Here is a 22,191-nt window from a genome sequence, read left to right on the forward strand (position 1 = left end):
CAGCCCCCTCAAGCTCCGTCAGCTTCCGACGGGATCCGCACCACTAGGGATGCTGCGAATCCTCCGTCGGACTGCCCCCATTATCCGTATTCCCTGAGCGGTCCAGGAGACCTAGCTGTGGGTTCTCAGTAGAAACTACGTACCTCACATGGGGGTTATCTCGTAACCCCGGGGGAATGTGCCGCGTCCGGGGGCTCTCGGCGGTCTGAATACGGGTTTCGATCCCTGTACTACCGGGGTTGGTGTCCCCTCGGTGGGGGACAGGTTGAGCCGGCTTTAGATTGGCCGGGATCGACGCCAGTCACGGGTCCGCCCGTGCACCGAAGAAAGGGTTCCACCGTGGGGGAACAGCAACGAAGCATCCTCGGCAGAGGCCGTGCATGGAAGGTCGCGGCCATGGCCGTGGTCGGGACGGTCATCGCCATGGGGTCGACAACGGCGGCGACCGCGGCACCGGCGGACGTCTCGGACGGCTTCGGCCGGTTCCTCGGCGGGCAGGCGGCCGGCATCAACCTCGACGCCCTCGCGGCGGTCCCCGGCGCCCGGGCGGAGAACCCCAGCGGCGTGTACCCGGTCGCGGCGAACCCGCTGTCGGCCGAGGTGCTGAACACGCTCGGTGTCGATCTCGGAAGCTCGCTGCAGCTGTTCGGCACCAACGGCGTCGTCGAGCTCGGCGCGGTCGCCCAGTACGGTGCTGCGGCCACCAACGGTGACGCCTACGCCGGATCCGGTGCGGTCACCGACCAGGGCGGTGTCTCCATCGGCGGGCCCGACGCTCCACCCGCGGACGCCGACCTGAACCTCACCGGCCTGCTCGGCAGGGTCGGCACGCCCACCGGTGGTGTCCTCAGCGACCTCTCGCTCAGCCTGGGCGCGCTCGCCTCGACGATCTCGCAGACGGGCGGCGCCACGGCCGTCCCCGACTACCAGATCTCCGGTGCGACCCTCAACTTCACCAGCCCGCTCGTGCAGAACGTCGGCACGCAGGTGACGGGCTTGGTCCCGTCGCTGCAGACCACGCTCAACGGACTGACCTCGGCGCTCAACACGGCGCTGAACGCGAACCTCATCGGCGTCCTCCGGGTGAGCGCCACGGCGACGGTCACCCCGCCGAACCTCGCGACCGCGGTCAACACGATCCTCACCACGCAGGCGTCGCAGACCGCGGCGACCGGCGTCTCGGTCAACCTCCTCACGGGCGCCGTCATCGTCGACCTCGCGACCCTGCTCGCGAACGATCCGACCCTGCCGGACCTCAACGACCTCCCACCGAACACCTCGCTGCTGTCGGGGCCGATCGGCGCTGCGATCGCTGCCGCGATCACCTCGGCCGTCACCGCGCAGGTCACTGCCGTGTCCGCCGGCCTGCAGACGCTCGTCAACAACACGCGCATCCAGGTCACCGGCAACGTCACGACCAACGTGGTCGTCACGCAGGTGCCCGTCATCTCGCTCTCGCTGGACTCGACGCTCGGCGCCGTCCAGAACGGCACCGCCGCGTTCACCTCCGCCGGCCTCCTGCCGAACGTGCTCAACCCGATCCTCACGACCCTCGGACTCACCCTCGACGGCGTCGTCAACCTCGTCCTGAATATCGTCAAGAACACCGTCGCGACCGCCTTCACCGGGCTCGGCACGGTGAACACCAGCCTGAACACCATCACCGGTGGCCTGGCGACGAACGTCGTCGGCCCGATCCTCAACATCGTGCGCCTCGTCGCGGACGTCACCGCCAACGTGCAACCGGCGACCGGTGACCTCGGGGCGGGGTCCTCGACGGTCCGCGCCGCGCAGGTCTCCCTCGTCCCGGCGATCTCACTCGCCACCGTCAACCTCGCGTCGTCCTCGGTGCGCGGCACGCTCGTCGTCTTCGACACGGCGATCACGGCGACGCCGGCGACCGTCAACCCGGGGCAGTCCACCGTCATCACCGGTTCCGGCTTCGCGGCGAACGAGCAGGTCACGCTCGCCGCGCCCGGCTTCGATCCGGTCATCACGACGGCGAACGCCGCTGGCGAGATCAGCCAGCCGGTCGCGATCCCCGCCGGCTTCACTCCGGCGACGGTCACATTCACCGCCACGGGGGAGACCTCTGCCACCCCGGCCACCACCGACCTCGTCGTCGCACCGTTCGTCACGGCGATCACCGCGGACCCGGCGACGGTCGCCCCCGGCGGCAGCACGACGATCACCGGAACCGGCTTCCTGGCCGGTGAGTCGGTGTCCATCACCGTGCCGGGCATCACCGACCCCGTCGTCACCACAGCCACGTCCACGGGCACGATCTCGACGAGCCTCACGTTCCCGGCGGCCTTCCCACTCGGACCCGTGACGGTCACGGCGACCGGCGCCTCCTCGGCCAGCCCGGCGACCACGACGGTCACCGTGGAGGCCACGCAGTACGTCACCGAGATCACCGTCGACCCGGCGAGTGTCCTCGCGGGCGGCACGACGACCGTCACCGGTTCGGGCTTCGCCGGGGGCGAGACGGTCACCGTCACCATCCCCGACGCCGACCCGGTGACCACCACGGCCACCGCAGACGGCGACATCGAGGTCGACCTCACGGTGCCCACGGACTACCCGACCGGTTCGATCGTCGTCACCGCGGTCGGTGCGACCTCCGACACCCCGGCCACGACGAACCTCGCAGTCGCCTACGACACGTCGATCGTCGCCGTCCCCGACACCATCGCCGGTGGGACGACCACGATCATCAACGGTGCAGGGTTCGCCCCCGGTGAGGACGTCGTCGTGACGTTCCCCGGCCTCGACCCGATCACCGTCACGGCCACCACGCTCGGCGCGATCGGCACCCCCATCGCGGTCCCGCAGGACTTCGCGGTCGGCGACGTCACGGTCACCGCCCTCGGCGCCGTGTCCGCGACGGAGGCGACCACCGTCGTCACCGTCACCGCGACGATCTACGACACCGCCATCACGCTCGACCCGACGTCGCTCATCCCGGGTACCTCGACGACCGTGACCGGCTCCGGCTTCCTGCCCGGCGAGACCGTCACCGTCGGCTACCCGGGCGGTACCCCGGTGACCGTCGAGGCCGACGCCGACGGCGACTTCACCGTCGAGCTCCCCATCCCCGCCGGCACCCCGGCCGGAACGCTCGTCGTCACCGCGACCGGCGAGACCTCCGCGACCCCGGCGACCGCCGACCTCGAGGTCCTGCCCTACGACACGGCCATCACGGCCGACCCCGCGACGCTGCTCCCCGGGAACGCCACCACGATCACCGGTACCGGCTTCGCGGCGGACGAGTCGGTCTCCGTCTCCTACCCCGGCGGAACGCCGGTCGTCGTGACGGCGGACGGCGACGGCGAATTCAACGCCGTGCTCCCGATCCCGTCCGGGACGCCGGCGGGCACGCTGACGGTCACCGCCACCGGTGCCGTCTCCGGTGTCCCGGCGACGACGGATGTCACCGTCGAGGCCTACGACACCGCGATCACGCTCGACCCGTCGACCGTCGCTCCCGGCGGCAGCACCGTCGTCACCGGCTCCGGCTTCGTGCCGCAGGAGACGGTCACCATCACCATCCCCGGCCTCACCACCCCGGTGACCACCACGGCGAACGGCGACGGTGAGATCACCGTCAGCGTCTTCCTGCCCGGCGACTTCCCGCTCGGCGACGTGACGGTCACCGCCACCGGCGAGGTCTCGGCCACCCCGGCCACCGCGGACCTCACGGTCGAGGCCACCACCTACGTCACCGCCATCACGGCCGACCCGACGACGGTCGTCGCCGGCGAGAGCACGCTCGTCACCGGTACCGGCTTCGAACCCGACGAGACGGTCACCGTCTCGATCCCGGGTGCGCCCGCGGTCACCACGCAGGCGTCGGGGACCGGCACCATCTCGGTGCTCCTCCCGATCCCTGACGACTACGCCGAAGGCTCGGTCGTCGTGACCGCGCTCGGCGAGGTCTCCGAGACCCCGGCCACCACGAACCTCACGGTCGACGTGGTCTACACCCCGACGATCGCCGCCGACCCGGCGACCGTCCCCGGCGGCACCGCCACCGAGATCACGGGCACCGGCTTCGCACCGACCGAGAGCGTCACCGTCACCTTCCCCGGGCTCGACCCGGTCACGGTCACCTCCAACGCCGACGGTGAGATCACGACCACCATCGCCGTCCCGCAGGACTTCGCGGTCGGTCCCGTGACCGTCACCGCGCTCGGCGTCGTGTCGGCCACCGAGGCGACGACCACGGTCGACGTCACCGCCACCGTGTACGACACGGCGATCACCGCCGACCCGGATGCGCTCCTGCCCGGCGGCAGCACCACCGTCACCGGCACGGGCTTCCTGCCCGGCGAGTCGGTCACCGTCTCGATCCCCGGCGGCACGCCCGTCGTCGTCGAGGCCGGGACCGACGGCGGCATCACCGCGATCCTGCCGATCCTGTCCGGCACGCCCGCCGGACCCATCGTCGTCACCGCCGTCGGAGCCGTCTCGAACACGCCGGCCACCGCGACGGTCACGGTCCAGGCGTTCGACACCACGCTCACGGCGACCCCGTCCACGCTGAACCCCGGCGACTCGACGATCCTCTCGGGCAGCGGCTACGTCGCGAACGAATCGGTGACCATCTCGGCCCCCGGCTTCGACGACGTCGTCACCACAGCGAACGGGCTCGGCGAGATCAGCCAGGTCGTCGCCTTCCCGGCCGGATTCGTGCCGGCCACCGTGACTTTCACGGCCACCGGCACCCTCTCGCTCACCCCGGCGCAGACCTCCGTGGTGGTCGAGGCCATCGTCTACGACACGGCGATCACCGTCGACCCGACGACCGCCAACCCCGGCGGCACCACCACCGTCACGGGCACCGGCTTCGCACCGAACGAGACCGTCACGATCACGATCCCCGGCGGCGACCCCGTCACGGTCACGACGGACGGCGACGGCGACTTCACGCAGGAGGTCACCATCCCGGCCGGCACCCCGGCTGGACCGATCACGATCACCGCGACCGGTGAGACCTCGAACACACCGGCTGACGCCGACGTGACCGTGGAGGCGTACGAGACCGCGATCACCGCGGCCCCCGGCACCCTGCTCCCCGGCACCTCGACCACGATCACCGGCACCGGCTTCGCGCCGAACGAGTCGGTCTCCGTGTCGATCCCGGGCGGTACCCCGGTCGTCACGACGACGAACGGCACCGGTGGCTTCACCGTCGCGCTGCCGATCCCCTCGGGCACGGCCGCCGGCGACCTGGTCGTCACCGCGACCGGTGCACTCTCCGCGACCGACGCCACGACCACCGTCACCGTGCTCGCCTACGAGACGGCGATCACGCTGGATCCGGCGACGGTCGCCCCTGGTGGCAGCACCACCGTCACCGGCACCGGGTTCGCCGCGAACGAGAGCGTGAACGTCACGGTCCCGGGCATCGTCGACCCGTTCCCGACCACGGCGAACGCCGACGGCGAGATCTCGGTGAGCATCCTGCTCCCCGCGGCCTTCCCGATCGGTGACGTGACGGTCACGGCGACGGGTGTGGTCTCGGCCACCCCGGCAAGGGCCACCCTCGCGGTCGAGCCGACGCTCTACGTCACCGCGATCACGGCCGACCCGGCAACGGTCGTCGCCGGCTCGAGCACGCTGATCACCGGGACCGGCTTCGAACCGGACGAGGACGTCACCGTCTCGATCCCGGGCGCCGACCCCGTCACCACCCAGGCCTCCGGGACCGGCACCATCTCGGTGTCGCTGCCCGTGCCGGCCGACTACGCGGAGGGCTCGGTCGTCGTGACCGCGCTCGGTGCGACGTCCGACACCCCGGCCTCGACGAACCTCGCGGTCGACGTCGTCTACACGCCGACGATCGACGCCGACCCGGCCACGGTCGCCGGTGGGACGTCCACGGACATCACCGGCTCGGGCTTCGCGCCCACCGAAAGCGTCACGGTCACCTTCCCCGGGCTCGCCCCGGTGACGGTCTTCTCGAACGCCGACGGTGAGATCACCACCTCGTTCGCGGTGCCGCAGGGCTTCGCGACCGGCCCGGTCACGGTCACCGCCCTCGGGGTCGTGTCCGCGACGGAGGCGACCACCACGGTCACGGTCGAGGCCACGGTCTACGACACGGCGATCACACTCACGCCGGACACGCTCAACCCGGGCCAGAGCACGACGGTCACCGGTTCCGGCTTCCTGCCGGGCGAGTCGGTCAGTGTCTCGATCCCCGGCGGCGACCCCGTCGTGGTGACGGTGAACGGTGCGGGCGGCTTCACGGCCACCCTGCCGGTGCCGGCCGGAACGCCGGCCGGTCCGGTCACGGTGACCGCCGTCGGTGCGACCTCGGCGACGCCCGCCGACGCCGAGCTCACCGTGGAGGCGTACGCCACCGCGATCGTCGCGAACCCCAGCACGGTCACGGCCGGTGGGGCGACGCTCATCACCGGTACCGGCTTCGCGGCCGACGAGTCGATCACGGTCACGGTGCCCGGTGGTACCGCGGTCCCGGCGACGACGAACGGTGCCGGCGAGTTCTCGGTGGGCATCACCGTCCCGGCGGGAACCACCGCTGGTCCGCTGGTCGTGACGGCCGAGGGTGCGGTGTCGCAGACGCCCGCCACGGCGACCGTCACCGTGACAGCCATCGTGTTCACGCCGGTCATCACCGCTGATCCCGCCGCGCTCATCGCGGGGAACTCCACCGTCATCACGGGCTCGGGCTTCGCCGCCAACGAGTCGGTGACCGTGTCGATCCCCGGCGCTCCGGTGGTCACGCAGGTGACGAACGCCGGCGGAGGCTTCACGGCCACGCTGCCGGTGCCCGCCGGGTACGCCCTCGGTGACGTCACGGTGACGGCTCTCGGGGTCGCATCGGACGAGCCGGCGACGACGACCATCGAAGTCCTCGCCTACGACACGGCGATCACGGTCGACCCGTCCTCGGTGCTGCCGGGTGAGTCGGTCACGGTCGACGGGACGGGCTTCGCCGGGAACGAGACCGTCACGGTCTCCGTCCCGGGTGCGCCGCCGGTCACCGTGGTGACGAACGCGGACGGTTCCTTCACCGTCGAGCTGCCCATCCCGGACGACTTCACGCCGGGCCCCGTGACGGTCACCGCCGAGGGCGATGTCTCCGAGACGCCGGCCGAGGCCGACGTGACGATCGAGGACGGCGCGGTCGACGTCGACACCGACGCTGCGGCCGTCGATGTGGACGCCGCGGCTGACGTGGACGTCGACGTGGACACCGACGGCGCCGCTGATGTGGACGCTGACACCGATGCTGCGGCTGACACGGACACGGACGCTGCCGCCGATGTGGATGCTGCTGCGGACACGGATGCTGCCGCCGATGTGGATGCTGCTGCGGACACGGATGCTGCCACCGATGCCGCTGCGGACACGGATGCTGCCACCGATGTGGATGCCGCTGCTGACACCGACGCTGCCGCCGATGTCGATGCTGCAACGGATGTGGATGCTGCTGCCGACACCGATGCTGCTGCTGATGTAGATGCTGCGGCTGACACCGATGCTGCAACGGACGTGGATGCTGCTGCCGATGTCGATGCCGCTGCTGACACGGACGCTGCAACGGATGTGGACGCTGCCGCGGACACGGATGCTGCCACCGATGTGGATGCCGCTGCTGATACGGATGCTGCCGCCGATGTCGATGCTGCCGCTGACACCGATGCTGCTGCGGACGTGGATGCCGCTGCTGACACGGACGCTGCTGCCGACACCGATGTTGCCGCGGACGTGGATGCCGCTGCTGACACGGACGCTGCCGCCGACGTGGATGCTGCTGCTGATGTCGATGCAGCAACGGATGTGGATGCTGCTGCTGACACCGATGCTGCAACGGATGCGGATGCTGCTGCTGACACGGACGCTGCTGCCGATGTGGATGCTGCGGCTGATGTGGATGCTGCTGCTGACACCGACGCCGCCGCTGACACCGACGCCGCCGCTGACACGGATGCTGCCGCTGACACGGATGCTGCSGCTGACACGGATGCTGCCGCTGACGTRGACGCCGCGGCCGATGTGGATGCTGCCGCCGACACCGACGCTGCTGCTGATGTGGATGCTGCCGCTGACACGGATGCTGCGGCCGATGTGGACGCTGCGGCTGACACGGATGCTGCCGCTGACGTGGACGCCGCKGCCGACACCGACGCTGCGGCCGATGTGGACGCTGCTGCGGACCTCGACGCTGCTGTTGACGTGGATGCCGCCGCTGACACCGATGCTGCTGCCGATGTGGATGCTGACGCTGACACGGATACTGCTGCTGACACGGATGCTGCTGCTGACGTGGACGCTGCTGCCGACACCGACACCGATGCTGCGGCTGACACCGACGCCGCTGCTGATGTGGATGCCGACACCGACACCGATGCTGCTGCGGACGTGGATGCCACTGCTGACACGGACGCTGCCGCTGATGTGGATGCTGCTGCTGACACGGATGCTGCCGCTGACGTAGACGCCGCGGCCGATGTGGATGCTGCTGCCGACGCGGACGCTGCTGCGGACCTCGACGCTGCTGCTGATGTGGATGCGGCCGCTGACACCGATGTGGATGCTGACGCTGACACGGATGCTGCTGCGGACGTGGACGCTGCTGCTGATGTGGATGCCGCCGCTGACACCGATGCTGCTGCCGATGTGGATGCTGACGCTGACGTGGACGCTGCTGCCGATGTGGATGCTGCCGCGGATACCGACGCTGCTGCTGATGTGGATGCTGCCGCCGACACCGATGCTGCTGCCGATGTGGATGCTGACGCTGACACGGATGCTGCCGCCGATGTCGACGCTGCTACTGACACCGATGCTGCTGCGGACGTGGACGCTGCTGCCGATGTGGACGCTGCGGCTGACACCGACGCCGCCGCTGATGTGGATGCTGCCGCGGACACCGATGCTGCTGCCGATGTGGACGCTGCCGCTGACGCCGTCGATGCTGCCGCTGACGTAGACGCCGCGGCCGATGTGGATGCTGCCGCTGACACCGACGCTGCTGCTGATGTGGACGCTGCCGCCGATACCGACGCTGCTGCCGATGTGGACGCTGCTGCCGATGTGGACGCTGCCGCGGACGTGGACGCTGCTGCCGATGTGGATGCTGCCGCGGACACCGATGCTGCTGCCGATGTGGACGCTGCCGCTGACACCGACGCCGCTGCCGATGTGGACGCTGCGGCTGACACCGACGCCGCCGCTGATGTGGATGCTGCCGCGGACACCGATGCTGCGGCTGATGTGGATGCTGCCGCTGATGTGGATGCTGCTGCTGACACGGACGCTGCTGCTGATGTGGATGCTGCTGCTGACACGGACGCTGCCGCTGATGTGGATGCTGCCGCTGATGTCGATGCTGCTGCTGACACCGCCGCTGACGCGGACGGCACTGACCTCGACTTGAACGCGGACGTCGACGCGGACACCGCGACTGACGCGGACGCTGCTGCTGATGTGGATGCTGCTGCTGACACCGATGCCGCGGCCGACACCGCCGCTGACGCCGACGGCACCGATGTCGACTTGAACGCGGACATCGACGCGGACACAGCGGCTGACGCTGACGCGGACACGGCAGCTGACGCCGACACCGACGCGGACACCGCAGCCGACGCCGACACCGCGGCTGACGCCGATGGCGACACCGACGCCGGCGACGAGCGTCAGGCGACCGTCAAGTGGGTGATGGTCATGCGCGGTACCGGGGAGATCCAGGAGGTCTACGCCACCGGCTTCGAGCCAGGCGAGACGGTCTCGGCCACGGTGTTCTCGACGCCGTTCGCTCTCACCCCGGTCGTCGCAGACGCCTTCGGAAACGCCATCCTCACCTTCCCCGTCCACTCGGCGATGGAACTGGGCAACCACCGGGTGGAGGTCTCCGGATCCGTGACCGGCGAGCTGCCGCTCGAGCGTGAGGCGACAGCCTTCACGGTCATCGAACCGGCCGCCGCAGCGGGGTCACGCCCCGGTCTCCCAAGCACTGGCTTCGACGGCCTGTGGCTCGGGGGACTCGGCGCCACGATGCTCCTCCTCGGAGGTGCCTTCGTGGCTACGCGACGGGCGCGTATGGAGTGACCCCGCTGCGTGGGCCGCGCCGCATTCGGGTCGGCGCGGCCCACTCCTTCTCCCGCGGACGGCACCACCGAACGGGTGCCCCCGCGGTTCATCACCACCAGCACCAAGGAGGAACCGTGACTCCGATCACACGACCATCCGCCGCCCTGCGACAAGCTCCGGGACCGGCACACCATGAGGACCCGGGCCTGCTCGAGGAACCCCACCCTGAGCGACCGACCGCTGAGCCGGTCGACGGCCAGGGACGCTCCACCCGCCGACACCCCGGGGGAGCGACGCCGGCACCGCCGGGGCGGGCCGCGCGCATCGCCGCCGCGGTCTCGATCGCCCTCGTCGGTGTCTACGTCGCCGGCACCCTCGTCATCGTCTCGCCCACGACGCCCGTCCGCGGTGCCGTGGTCGCTGCGGCCGGCCCCTACTTCACGCAGAAGTGGAACGTGTTCGCGCCGAGCATCATGAAGACGAACATCACGTTCTCGGTGCAGGCGCAGTGGCGCGACGCTGACGGTGCTCTGGTCAAGTCCGACTGGGTCAACGTCACGGAGCTCGAGCAGCAGGCGGTCCCCGGTCACGCCGAGCCGTCGCGCATCCAGAAGTCGTCGTGGAACGCGATGCTCGCGTACAACGCCCGGTATCTCGCGCTCGACGCCGAGCAGCGGGAGCTCGTCCGCGACACCTTCATCCAGCGCGCCGACGGTGGCGGCTATCGCGCCCAGTCGGCCGAGTCGCTCATCGCCGACCTCGAGGCCGTGGGCGGGACGCCGAGCACCGGGCGCGGCGACATCGTCCGGTTCCTCCGCTACGACTACATGCTGAAGGAGTACGCGACCGCGTTCTCCACGGCGTACTTCGACGAGGACGTCGAACGGGTCAGGTGGCGGATCGACCGCACCCGCCCGAACGACTTCGAGAACCGGTTCTCCGAGGAGCAGCAGTTCGACGCCACCACCGTCACCTTCGGCTGGCGACACGTGGACGACGTGATCGACGCCGAGACGCTCGCGGTCTACCGCGACGTGATCAGCCGCTACGGAGGTGCACGATGAACGCCGTCCGCACAGGGTTCGACCGCTTCACCGGATGGGTCACGGGTGCCAAGCACGCCGGGTACAGCCTCTCCGCGCTGCGCATCCTCTACGGGATCGCGATCGTCAGCTTCCTCCTCACGAGCCTCGCCGACCGGCACTACCTGTGGGGTGTCGCGTCCCGATGGGTGGATCCGGAGGCCAGACGTCGTGCCTGGTTCCCGCTGTTCGAAGTGGTGTTCACGAAGGACAGCGCCTTCCTCTTCGACCTCGCCTACGGGGCGTTGATCGTGCTGGGCGTCCTGTTCCTCATCGGCTGGCAGACCCGCTTCGTCACGCCCGTGCTCCTCGTGTTCTGGGTGGGGCTCGCGACGAACAGCACGGTGCTCACGAACGGTGGCGACACGATCCTCCGCATCACCCTCCTCTTCCTCGTGTTCGCGAACCTCTCGCGGCACTGGTCGGTCGACGCGTGGCTCGCGCGTCGGCGGGGCCGGGAGCCACGCCCCCTCCTGCGCGGGCGTCTCGCGATCCCCGAGTGGTTGGGGAACGCGGCGAACAACACCGCGGTGCTGCTCTGCGGCTACCAGATCATGCTCGTGTACGTGAACTCGGGCATCTACAAGCTCATGGGTCCGGAGTGGCGCGAGGGGACGGCGTTCTACTACTCGCTCGTGCTCGACGTGTTCCGCCCGTTCCCGGCGCTCAGCGACCTGGCCTGGCAGATCGCGCCGTTCGTGTGGGTCGCGACGTTCCTGTCGGTGTGGGTGCAGCTCCTGTTCCCCGTCCTCGTCCTCTGGCGGCCGACCCGCATCGTCGCCCTCGGGTTCACGATCCTCATGCACCTCGGCATCGGGCTCTTCCTCGGGCTGTGGCCGTTCTCGCTCGCGATGATCGCCCTCGACCTGCTGTTCGTCCGCGACCGCACCTGGGTGGCCACCGGCCGATGGGCGACGCACGCCGGGGGAGTCCTCCGCCAACTGCTGCCCGATCGCTCGGCGTCCGTCGGGCGCGAGGCAGCGGAGCGACCTGTCACGACGGCGGCCGGTTCGCCGTCGTGACACCAACCGTCTCGCGCGTTCGGGTGCGAGACGAACAGGCGGTCGGCGCCACGGTTGCGCCGACCGCCGCCTTCTTGTCCGTCCCGGCCCTCGAGCCGTCCCCGTTCGTTCGCCCATTCTTGGGCGAGTGAACGCTCCCTCGCCCAAAAATGGGCGAACGAATGCACCCGGATCTGTGTTTCCCTGTGTTTGTGTGATACTTTCTTCGCACTGCAAGCCTGTAACACCGGAAACGAAGGTCAAGGACGACGCATGTACGCGACGGAGCGGCACGAGCACATCACCAGCCGGGTGAAGACGAGCGGACGGGTCTCCGTCGCCGACGTCTCCCGGGAGCTGGGCGTCACCGCCGAGACCATCCGCCGCGACCTCGACCAGCTCGAGTCCTCCGGCATCCTGCGCCGGGTCCACGGCGGTGCCGTCTCCGCGGCCCGCGCGTCCGTCGCCGAGGCCAGCCTCGCCGAACGCCAGGACCAGCGCCGCGACGCGAAGGCGACGATCGCCCGTGCCGCCCTCCGCCTCATCCCCGACACGTTCAGTGGTTCGATCGTCATCGACGCCGGGACGACCACGGCGCACCTCGCCGACCTCCTCGTCACCTGGCGGCCGGCCGTCGCCGGCCAGACGCTCACCGTCATCACGAACTCCGTGCCGATCGCGGCGACGCTCCACCACTGCGACCACGTCGAACTCCACCTGCTCGGCGGTCGGGTCCGCGGCATCACGAGCGCCGCGGTCGGCAGCACCACCGTCGACGAGCTCGGCCGTTTCCGTCCCGACATCGCCTTCGTCGGCGCGAACGGCGTGAGCGCCGACTTCGGCCTGAGCACGCCCGATGAGCTGGAAGGGGCCGTGAAGTCCGCGATCGTCCGCGGTTCCCGCCGGGCCGTCGTCCTCGCCGACGCCGCCAAGCTCGGCGAGGAGGCGCTCATCCGCTTCGCCGCCCTCGATGAGATCGACACCGTCATCACCGACGAACCCGTCGCGGCGGAGCTCGCCACGGCCTTCGAGGGCGCCGGCGTCGAGGTGGTCGTCGCATGATCATCACCCTGACCGCCAACCCCTCCCTCGACCACACCGTCGAACTGCCGGGCGTCGTCGAGCGTGGCGAGGTCCTCCGGGCACTCGCGAGCCGTGAGCAGCCGGGTGGCAAGGGCGTCAACGTCTCACGGGCCGTCGCCGCCGCCGAACTGTCGACCGTCGCCGTCCTCCCCGGTGAGTCGAGCGACCCGATGGTCGAATCGCTCCGCGACCAAGGCATCGACGTCCTCGCCGTCCCGACCGGGCAGCCCGTGCGCCGCAACATCACCCTGACCGAGCCCGACGGCACGACGACGAAGATCAACGAGCCGGGGCCGCTCCTCAGCGAGGACGACGCCACTCGGCTCGTCGACGCGACCGCCCGTGCCGCGGCCGGCGCCGAGTGGTTGGTCGTCGCCGGCTCCCTGCCGCCCGGCCTCGCACCCGACTTCTACGCCAGGGTCGTGCGGGCCGCCCGGGCGCTCGCCGCCGACGGTCGTCCGCTCGTCGCCGTCGACAGCTCCGGCGCACCGCTCGCCGCCCTCCTCGCCGCCTTCGCGGACAGTGGTGAACGCGTCGACCTCATCAAGCCCAACGGTGCCGAACTGGCCGAACTCACCGGCACCGCGTCCGGCGAGGACATCGAGGCCGACCCGGCGCTCGCCGCCGCCGTCGCTGCGACACTCGTCGGCTCTGCCGAGGCGCCCGGCCCCGTCGTCGCCGTCCTCGTCACCCTCGGCTCGCGAGGCGCCGTCCTCGTCGAAGCCGACCAGGCCTGGTTCGCCCAGGCCCCGAAGATCGTGGCGCGCAGCACCGTCGGCGCGGGGGACTCCTCCCTCGCCGGCTACCTGATCGCGCACACCGCAGGCCTCCCGCCTGCAGCCCGCCTCGCGCAGGCCGTCGCCCACGGAGCCGCAGCCGCGGCGCTCCCCGGCAGCGACGTCCCGGCGCTCAGCGAGACCGACGCCGCAGCCATCGACGTCGGCCCGCTTCCGCATCTCGACAGGCTCGGTGACCGGGCGTTGCACCTCATGCGTCCCTGATCCACCGACCACGTACCAACCGAAGCAGCAGCAGCATCCGTTTCGAAGGAGAACCCAGATGTCCACCCCATTGATCACCACCGGCCTCGTCGCCCTCGACGCCGACCTCGGCACCGATCGCGCGGGCGTCATCCGCGCGCTCGCCGAGCTCGTCGTCCGGGCCGGCCGTGCCACCGACACCGACGCGTTGTTCGCCGACGCCTGGGCTCGCGAGAGCAAGACAGACACCGGCATCCCCGGCGGCATCGCGATCCCGCACTGCCGTTCCGCCGCCGTCACCGAGCCGACGCTCGCGATGGCCCGCGTCTCGCCGCTCGTCGACTTCGGTTCCGACGACGGCCCCGCGGACCTCCTCTTCTTCATCGCCGCTCCGGATGGTGCCGATCAGGCGCACCTGGCACTGCTGTCGAAGCTCGCCCGCTCGCTCATCAAGCCCGAGTTCGTGACCTCGCTCCGTGAGGCCCCCGACGCAGCAGCCGTCGTCTCCCTCGTCGAGGGCGCGCTCGGCGACGCCCCGAAGGCCGCCACGGCACCCGCTGCGGAGCGCGCCGCCTCGGCTCCCGTCGAGTCCGCGGGCGAGGCGAACCGCCCCGTCCTCATCGCGGTCACGTCCTGCGCCACCGGCATCGCCCACACCTACATGGCGGCCGACTCGCTCGCCGCCACCGCCAAGCGCCTCGGTGTCGAACTCCACGTCGAGACGCAGGGCGCGTCCGGCGCGACCCCCCTGCCCGCCGATGTCGTCGCGAAGGCGCAGGCGGTCATCTTCGCCGTCGACGTGGACGTCCGCGACGTCACCCGCTTCGCCGGCAAGCCCGTCATCAAGGCGCCGGTCAAGCGCGGCATCGATGCGCCCGAGCAGCTCATCAACGACGCGGTCGCCGCGATCTCCAACCCGAACGCCCCGCGCGTCGCCGCTGCGGCGGGAGAGGCGTCCGCTTCGACGTCGGACAAGAAGGACGCGAACGTCGGTCAGTCGATCAAGCGTTGGCTCCTCACGGGTGTCAGCTACATGATCCCGTTCGTCGCCGGTGGCGGTCTCCTCATCGCGCTCGGCTTCCTCCTCGGTGGGTACAACATCACGGAGAACGCCGGCAAGATCATCGTCGAGAACAGCCTCGCGAACCTCCCGGCGGGCGGCCTCGGCACCTACCTCGGTGCCGTCGCGTTCTCCATCGGTGACGCGTCCATGAAGTTCCTCGTTCCCGCCCTCGCCGGCTACATCGCCTACGCGATCGCCGACCGACCGGGCATCGCGCCCGGGTTCGTCGCCGGTGCCGTCGCCCTCCTCATGAGCGCCGGCTTCCTCGGCGGACTCGTCGGCGGTCTGCTCGCCGGTGGTGTCGCTTACGGCCTCGGCCGCCTGAACGTGCCGCGCTGGCTGCGTGGGCTCATGCCCGTCGTGATCATCCCGCTGCTCGGCTCGATCGTCGCCTCCGGCCTGATGATCCTCGTCCTCGGTGGTCCGATCGCCGCGCTCATGGGTGGCCTCAACACGTGGCTGTCCAGCCTCACCGGTGTCTCCGCGATCCTGCTCGGCGTCATCCTCGGCACGATGATGGCGTTCGACCTCGGTGGCCCGGTCAACAAGGTCGCGTACTCCTTCGCCGTCGCCGGTCTCGGTGCCGGCACGCTCGCCAACCAGGCACCGTGGCAGATCATGGCCGCCGTCATGGCCGCCGGTATGGTGCCGCCGCTCGCGATGGCCCTCGCCTCGACCGTCCTCAGCCGTCGTTCGTTCACCGCCGTCGAGCGGGAGAACGGCAAGGCTGCCTGGCTGCTCGGCGCCGCGTTCATCAGCGAGGGTGCCATCCCGTTCGCCGCCGCCGACCTGTTCCGCGTCATCCCGGCGTCGATCCTCGGTGGTGCCGCCACCGGTGCGCTCATCATGGCGACCGGCGTCACGTCGCAGGCACCGCACGGTGGTGTGTTCGTGTTCTTCGCGATCGGCAACTTCGCGATGTTCGCCGTGTCGGTCCTCGTCGGCACCGTCATCACCGCCGTCGCCGTCGTCCTGCTCAAGCGGTTCGCCCGCCGTCGCCCGGTGGAGGGTGCGGACGCCGCAACCTCCGCCGTCGGCACCGAGCAGGCGACCGTCCGCCCGGCCACCGTCTGACCCACTCCGGGCCTGATCCACAGCCGGACCTGATCCACAGCCGGACCTGATCCACTGGTCAGGCCCGTCCACTCGACACCGAACCTGAGAAGGAGCATCATCATGGCCGAACGCCAAGCCACCATCGCCAGCCGCGTCGGGCTGCACGCCCGCCCCGCCAAGCTCTTCATCGAGACGGTCAAGCGCCAGCCGGTGCCCGTCACGATCGAGCTCGGCGACTCCGGGCCGCTCGACGCCTCCAGCATCCTCACGATCATGAGCCTCGGCGCCACGAACGGTGACGTCGTCACCCTCCGTGCCGAGGGCGAGGGCGCCGACGAGGCGCTCGCCGAACTCGCCGGCCTCCTCGAGACGGACCTCGACGCCGAGTAGTCACCCGCAACGACGGAACCCCGCCACCCGAGTCAGCTCGGGTGGCGGGGTTCCGTCGTTGCTGCCCTTCGACAGGCTCAGGGACCGGAAAGGGTCTGGTCACTGAGCTTGTCGAAGTGCGGTGTTGGTCGAGTGCCCTTCGACGGGCTCAGGGACCGGGTCCGCGGGGACCGTCCTGGTCACTGAGCTTGTCGAAGTGCGGTGTTCGTCGGGTGCCCTTCGACAGGCTCAGGGACCGGGGATCCGGTCACCGAGCCTGTCGAGGCGCGGTCGGCTAGGCCGAGCGTCGGCGTCGCGCGACGAGCACGGAGCCGAAGCCGACGATGCCGAGCAGCAGTGCGACCAGCCCGACGGTCGACACGTCGACACCCGTGCGCGACAGCGAGTCGGCACCCGTGGTCGAACCACCCGAGGGTGAGCTCGTGCCGTCACCGCTCCCGACCGTGCCGCCACCGGAGCCCGTGCCGGGCCCGGTTCCGGGGTTCGTGCCCGGGTCGGTGCCGGGATCGGTTCCCGGGTCCACCACGGCGGCCAGGACGGTCACGGGTGCGGACGTCGTCTCGACCGGCGCGAAGCCGTCGGCCGAGACCGCGACCCGAACCGCGAGCGCGGCACCGGCACTGCCGGCGGGCGGGGTGAACGTCGCCGTGTCGGCCCCGTCCATCACCTCGTCGTCGAGCAGCCACGCGTAGACCACGGTCGCGTCCTCCGGGTCGAGGACGACCGCCGCGGTCGTCGCCACCCCTTCGCGCGCCACGCTCGAGAGCGTCGCGGTCGCGACCGCCGTCCGGGCGAAGGTGATCGTCGTCGACTGCGTGGTCGTACCGTCGGCCGCCGTCACCGTGATGACGACGCCGTCGCTCGCGTCGGCCGCAGCACGGGCTGCAGCAGCCGGAGCAGCGGCGAGCGGTTCGATCGTGACCGTCGCGTCGCGGTCGGCGGGGACCGCATCGATCACGGGATCCGCGGAACCCGCCAGCGGCACCTCGTACTCGAGGACGCCTGCGTCGAAGCCCTCGACCGGCGTGCCGTTCACGCGCAGTGCCGCGAGGCCGGCTTCGGTGGCGACCGACGGCGCGAGCGCGTAGATCTCCACCTCGGAGACGACCAGGTGCGTGTTCGGGTAGGCCGTCATGACGACGCGCACGGCCGTGGTCGACACGCCACCGAGGTCGACGTCGACGACCGGCGCCGTCCCGCTCGCAGGCACGGTGACCGCTCCGCCCGGTGCGTCGATCCACGTCCCGTCGGCGTCGCGGTACTGCACCGTCAGCGCACTCGGCCAACTGTTCGTCCCACCGTCCTTGTAGGCGTAGAACGTCACATGCTCGACCGTCTGCGCGGAACCCAGCTCGTAGCTGAGCGTGTCACCCGCCGGCTTGTCCGACGAGCGCCAGTTCGACCAGCCCTTGTCGGTGCGCACGCCGTTCGTCGTGTTGCTCGCGGGGTAGCCGGACTCCGTCGACGTCGCACTCGCGACGGTCGTCGGGTCGGGAGCGATGTTGCGCTCGCCGGGAGCCGTCACGATGACCGACAGGAGTGCGTCGATCGGTGCGGCTGCCGGGTCGTTGGAGACCGCAGTGCCCGTCACCCGGACGACGCCGGGTTCGGCGAAGTCCTCGTCGGTCAGCGAGTCGACGTCCCACGTCACCGCGGCGTCGAAGCGGTTGGCGCTCGCCCCGATCTGTGCGGGGACGGTGGCCGGGACGGCGTCGATCACGGCGCTCGCCGGTGTGCCGGCGGCGACGGTCAGCGAGACGGGCTCCGTGCTGGTGAACCCGCCGATGTCGACGGTCGCCTGGGCGGAGAAGATCGTTCCCCACCCATCCGTGCCGGACCCGGTCACGACGATTGTGCCGGGGGTGTTCCAGTCCACCGCCGAGGTGTCCCACGTGACCGGGACGGGCGAACCCTGCACGGTGCCGTAGAGCGGTACGACGGTGCCCGGCAGCGCGGCAGGCACACCGGCGATGGTCTGCGCCACGACCGGCTGGACACCGGTGAGGGCGATGTCGACGAACGCCCACGTCTGGTTCGCGCCGTTGTTCGACTGGTAGACGCCGACCGCGGCACCCGTCGTGGTCGACTGGCCGCCGACCTCGAGGGCCTGACTGGTGCCCGCGTTCACGAGGCTCCACTCGGCGCCGTTCGTGGTCGTGGGGATCCACTGCAGGGACGGGTCGGTCGCGGCCTGTTCCCGGGTCGCGGTCACCAGGGAGGTGCCGGCCGACGTCGCGGCGAGGAGTGCGCCCGAACCGCTGCGCATCGCATACCGGTCGGTGCTGGTGCCCCCGCCGGACAGGAGCTCGGCGGTCCAGACCTGTGCGGCACCGGTGGTGGCGTCGGACGCGCGAGGCGCGATCGTGCCGGCCGGGACCGTGCCGGTGGTGCTGGACGCGGTGAACGCCTTCGCGCTCTGCTTGCCGACGAGCTGGTAGCCGTGCCCGTCCTGGAACGGTGCGGCATCCGCGGCGACACCGGTCGCGCCATCGACGAGGAAGGTGGTGACCGACTTCGCCGGGACGGTCAGCGTCGCCTGCTTGGTGACGGGGTCGATCGCGACGGCCGCGCCCTCGACGAGGGCGTTCGCCGTCACATCGTCCGCGGGGGACTCGGTGGTGACGACCGGGGTGACCGTCGCGCCCGGGGCGATGTCCGCGAACTTCGACAGGTCGATGGTGATCGTCCGAGCGGAGGTCGACGGGTTCGCGTGGACGAGCGTCGCACCCGTGCCGTCGGCGCGCAGGGCCGTGGTGGTCTCCGCGTCGGTGGAGGGGATGAGGTGGTCGCCGGGCTGCACGTAGTGGGTGAAGTTGCGGAGCGTGTTGTACTTCGCGTTCGTCTGGACGGAGCAGCTCGGATCGGCGTCACCGTCGGCGATGCGGCGCTCGGAGTCGCCCTCGGCGTTGCAGTCGAAGTCGATGAGCACACTGCCCCAGTTGAGCTTCTCGACCTTCTCCATGTTGTAGAGGTCCTCGACCGGCTGCCAGAGGACCCAGGCCGTCGGCTCGAGGTTCCGGAGGTCGTCGATGAGGTGCGTCGCCATCCCGATGCCGTTGTCGATGTTCGTGAGGTTGTGCTGGCCGCTGGAGTCCCAGTCGCCCTCGACCTCGCTCATCCAGAGCGGCTTGCCGGCGGTCTTCGCGATGTCGCGTGCGACGACGCTGCCGCCCTGTCCGTAACTGTGGACGTTCAGCTGCGTGACGAGGTCCTTGGCGGTCTGCGACCAGCCGTTCCAGTTGGTGGCGAAGATGCCCGGGTTGGTCTCGTCCATCGCGGCGATGACCGCCTCGGTGGACGTGCCTTCGGCCGCCAGGCGCTCGGCGAGGGCCTTGATGACGGTGTCCTGCATGGCGGGCCCGATGTGTGCGCCCTCCTGCCGGCCGCCCTTCGGCCAACCCGTGGCCTCGTCGATCTGCGTGCCCCAGTAGTTCGTGTTGGGCTCGTTGAACGGGTCGATCGTGTCGAAGTCGATGCCGGTGTCGGCCTCGAGGTGGTCGACGACGGTGGTGAGGTACGCGACGAAGTCGTCGACGCTCTCGGGCTTCAGCTGCTCGTCGGCGGCGTTGTAGTTGCCGGAGACGTAGCCGTTCTCGGTCATGAAGTACGGCGGGGAGTTGCTGAAGGCCTCCCACTTCGTGATCTTGTCCTTGAGGGCCGTGAGCCACCAGCGCTGGGTCTCGTCGGCGGTGAAGTCGTAGGAGGCCGGGTCATCGGCGTCCCAGGCCGCGGCGTAGCGGTCGCGGTCGGCGTAGTCGGAGGTGATCGGTCCGTCCGCGTCGCTCGCGCCGAGCTCCGGGTTCCACCAGCCGTCGACGGCGCCGCCGGCGCGGAGGTAGGGCGGGACGTCGCTCGCGTTACCGCCACCGATGTTGTACCGAGCGATGTTGAGGTTGAGGCCGTCCTCCCCGAACACCTTGTCGAAGAGGTCCTGGCGGACGTCGGCGGGGTAGTCGCCGGTCGCGTTGGCAAACCAGACGAGGCTCGTGCCCCAGCCCTCGAAGGCCTCGTTCTGGTAGGCGGGGTTCGGCGTGATGGTCAGGGCGGTGCCCTCCGCAGCGGCGGCAGGCGTCGCCTCCACGGTGGCGAGCGCTGGTGCGATCGCGGCGATGCCGAGGGCGACGGCGACGGTCGCTCCGATCGTTCGGCGGCGGACTGGTGACGGCAGTGTCATCGGTGGTTCCTTCGTTGGAGGCCGTGGAGCAGATCGATGTTCACGTGAACATTCCACGACACGACGTCGCGATGTTCACGTCAACATTTCCGACGAGTATGGGCGACCCCTCACTCGGGTGTCAAGGGCGCCGGTCAGCGCGTGGGTGGGGGAGCGGTGCTCGCGCGCACGACGAGGCGGGTCGGCGTCAGCGGCTCGGAGGACGCCGACGGGCCCTCCTCGATCTCGCGGAGGAGGATCGTGATCGCCCGTCGGCCGATCTCGTCGAAGTCCTGGTGCACCGTCGTGAGCGGCGGCCAGAAGGAGTCCGACTCCGGGGTGTCGTCGAAGCCGACCACGCTGATCGACCCCGGCACGGCCCGCCCGCGTTCGTGCAGGGCACGCAGGAGTCCGAGCGCCATCTGGTCGTTCGAGGCGAAGACGGCGGTGATTTCCGGGCGCTCGGCGATCTCGAGGCCGATCTCGTAGCCGGAGGTCGTCGACCAGTCGCCACGGAACGCGGGCGGCGGCGTGATGCCGGCCGCGCGCAGGGTGTCGCCCCAGCTCTGCTCCCGACGAGCTGCCGAGTAGGAGGTGCGGGGACCGGCGATGTGCCACACGCCCTGGTGCCCGAGGTCGAGGAGGTGCTGCGTGGCGAGTGCCGCACCCTGCGCCTGGTCGTTGTCGACGACCGGGTAGTCGGTGCGCGCGGCCGAGTCGATGACGACGACGGGCAGGCCGGCCGGCAGCTCGACGTCGGCGCCGTCGACGATGTGCGACTCGATCACGATGATGAGCCCGTCGACGTCCTGCTCGCGGAGGCTGTCGAGCGCGACGGCGACGTCGCGCTGCGTGGGGTACTCGACCGGGACGACGGTGACGGAGTACCCGGCCCGCGCCGCCTGCACGGTGATCGCATCGAGCGTGCGCATGTTGCCGTAGGAGGAGAGTGTGAACATCGTGATGCCGATGCTGCGGGTTCGACCGGATCGAAGGGCGCGTGCGGCCCGGTTCGGGCGGTAGCCGAGTTCCGTCATCGCCTCGAGGACGCGGTCGCGAGTGGTGTCGTCGACGTTCGTCAGGCCGTTCGCGACGCGCGACACCGTCTGCGAGGAGACGCCGGCGTGGGCGGCGACGTCCGCCATGGAAGGCGCACGTCTGGCGCGGCCGGGCGCTCGCCGAGTGGTGTCCGTCATGGTCTCCCTATCGTCGCATCCATCCTTGCATGTTGACGTGAACATGCTATGGTACCGAACAGATGTTGACGTAAACATCACCGGCGACACCCCCACCACGCCACACCGCACGACGGTTCCAC

General features: G+C 70.4%; 9 protein-coding genes. 7 read left to right on the forward strand and 2 right to left on the reverse strand.

The window, feature by feature from the left end; translation table 11 throughout:
* Positions 1–396: 396 nt before the first annotated feature.
* From ASF68_RS18085 to ASF68_RS18115, 7 genes are all read left to right on the forward strand, one after another.
* Complete coding sequence (locus tag ASF68_RS18085; RefSeq protein WP_056014438.1) at positions 397–10,083, forward strand: hypothetical protein; 9,687 nt, start codon at positions 397–399, stop codon at positions 10,081–10,083.
* A 116-nt stretch (positions 10,084–10,199) separates the two neighbouring features.
* The gene (locus ASF68_RS18090) at positions 10,200–11,129 is read left to right on the forward strand and encodes a DUF5819 family protein (protein WP_056014441.1); all 930 of its coding nucleotides are present in this window, start codon (positions 10,200–10,202) and stop codon (positions 11,127–11,129) included.
* Positions 11,126–12,169 (forward strand): HTTM domain-containing protein, encoded by a 1,044-nt coding sequence (locus tag ASF68_RS18095; RefSeq protein ID WP_056014444.1) that lies wholly within the window; start codon positions 11,126–11,128, stop codon positions 12,167–12,169. The genes ASF68_RS18090 and ASF68_RS18095 overlap by 4 nt, the downstream gene beginning before the upstream one ends.
* A 252-nt stretch (positions 12,170–12,421) precedes the next feature.
* Positions 12,422–13,210 carry a DeoR/GlpR family DNA-binding transcription regulator gene (locus ASF68_RS18100; RefSeq protein ID WP_056014447.1) on the forward strand — a complete coding sequence of 263 codons (789 nt, stop codon included), beginning with the start codon at positions 12,422–12,424 and terminating at the stop codon, positions 13,208–13,210.
* Entirely contained in the window at positions 13,207–14,232 is a 1,026-nt protein-coding gene (locus ASF68_RS18105; protein WP_056014450.1) for a 1-phosphofructokinase family hexose kinase, read from the forward strand. The genes ASF68_RS18100 and ASF68_RS18105 overlap by 4 nt, the downstream gene beginning before the upstream one ends.
* Before the next feature lie 58 nt (positions 14,233–14,290).
* Positions 14,291–16,348 (forward strand): fructose-specific PTS transporter subunit EIIC, encoded by a 2,058-nt coding sequence (locus ASF68_RS18110; protein ID WP_056014453.1) that lies wholly within the window; start codon positions 14,291–14,293, stop codon positions 16,346–16,348.
* Between the two features lie 102 nt (positions 16,349–16,450).
* Positions 16,451–16,720: an HPr family phosphocarrier protein gene (locus ASF68_RS18115; RefSeq protein ID WP_056014456.1), complete on the forward strand. Its 270-nt coding sequence runs from the start codon at positions 16,451–16,453 to the stop codon at positions 16,718–16,720.
* A gap of 274 nt (positions 16,721–16,994) precedes the next feature.
* Here the strand turns inward: ASF68_RS18115 and ASF68_RS18120 are convergent, their stop codons facing one another.
* Positions 16,995–20,894 (reverse strand): glycoside hydrolase, encoded by a 3,900-nt coding sequence (locus tag ASF68_RS18120; protein WP_056014459.1) that lies wholly within the window; start codon positions 20,892–20,894, stop codon positions 16,995–16,997.
* Positions 20,895–21,028: 134 nt separating this feature from the next.
* Positions 21,029–22,069 carry a LacI family DNA-binding transcriptional regulator gene (locus ASF68_RS18125; RefSeq protein ID WP_056014461.1) on the reverse strand — a complete coding sequence of 347 codons (1,041 nt, stop codon included), beginning with the start codon at positions 22,067–22,069 and terminating at the stop codon, positions 21,029–21,031.
* Positions 22,070–22,191: the final 122 nt, after the last annotated feature.

The organism is Plantibacter sp. Leaf314 (assembly GCF_001423185.1).
Taxonomy (GTDB): Bacteria; Actinomycetota; Actinomycetes; order Actinomycetales; family Microbacteriaceae; genus Plantibacter.

Excerpts from the sequence above, each read along its gene's own strand:
- ASF68_RS18095 (WP_056014444.1), top strand. The coding sequence starts at position 11,126 with ATGAACGCCGTCCGCACAGGGTTCGACCGCTTCACCGGATGGGTCACG.
- ASF68_RS18100 (WP_056014447.1), top strand. The coding sequence starts at position 12,422 with ATGTACGCGACGGAGCGGCACGAGCACATCACCAGCCGGGTGAAGACG.
- ASF68_RS18105 (WP_056014450.1), top strand. The coding sequence starts at position 13,207 with ATGATCATCACCCTGACCGCCAACCCCTCCCTCGACCACACCGTCGAA.
- ASF68_RS18110 (WP_056014453.1), top strand. The coding sequence starts at position 14,291 with ATGTCCACCCCATTGATCACCACCGGCCTCGTCGCCCTCGACGCCGAC.
- ASF68_RS18115 (WP_056014456.1), top strand. The coding sequence starts at position 16,451 with ATGGCCGAACGCCAAGCCACCATCGCCAGCCGCGTCGGGCTGCACGCC.
- ASF68_RS18120 (WP_056014459.1), bottom strand. The coding sequence starts at position 20,894 with ATGACACTGCCGTCACCAGTCCGCCGCCGAACGATCGGAGCGACCGTC.
- ASF68_RS18125 (WP_056014461.1), bottom strand. The coding sequence starts at position 22,069 with ATGACGGACACCACTCGGCGAGCGCCCGGCCGCGCCAGACGTGCGCCT.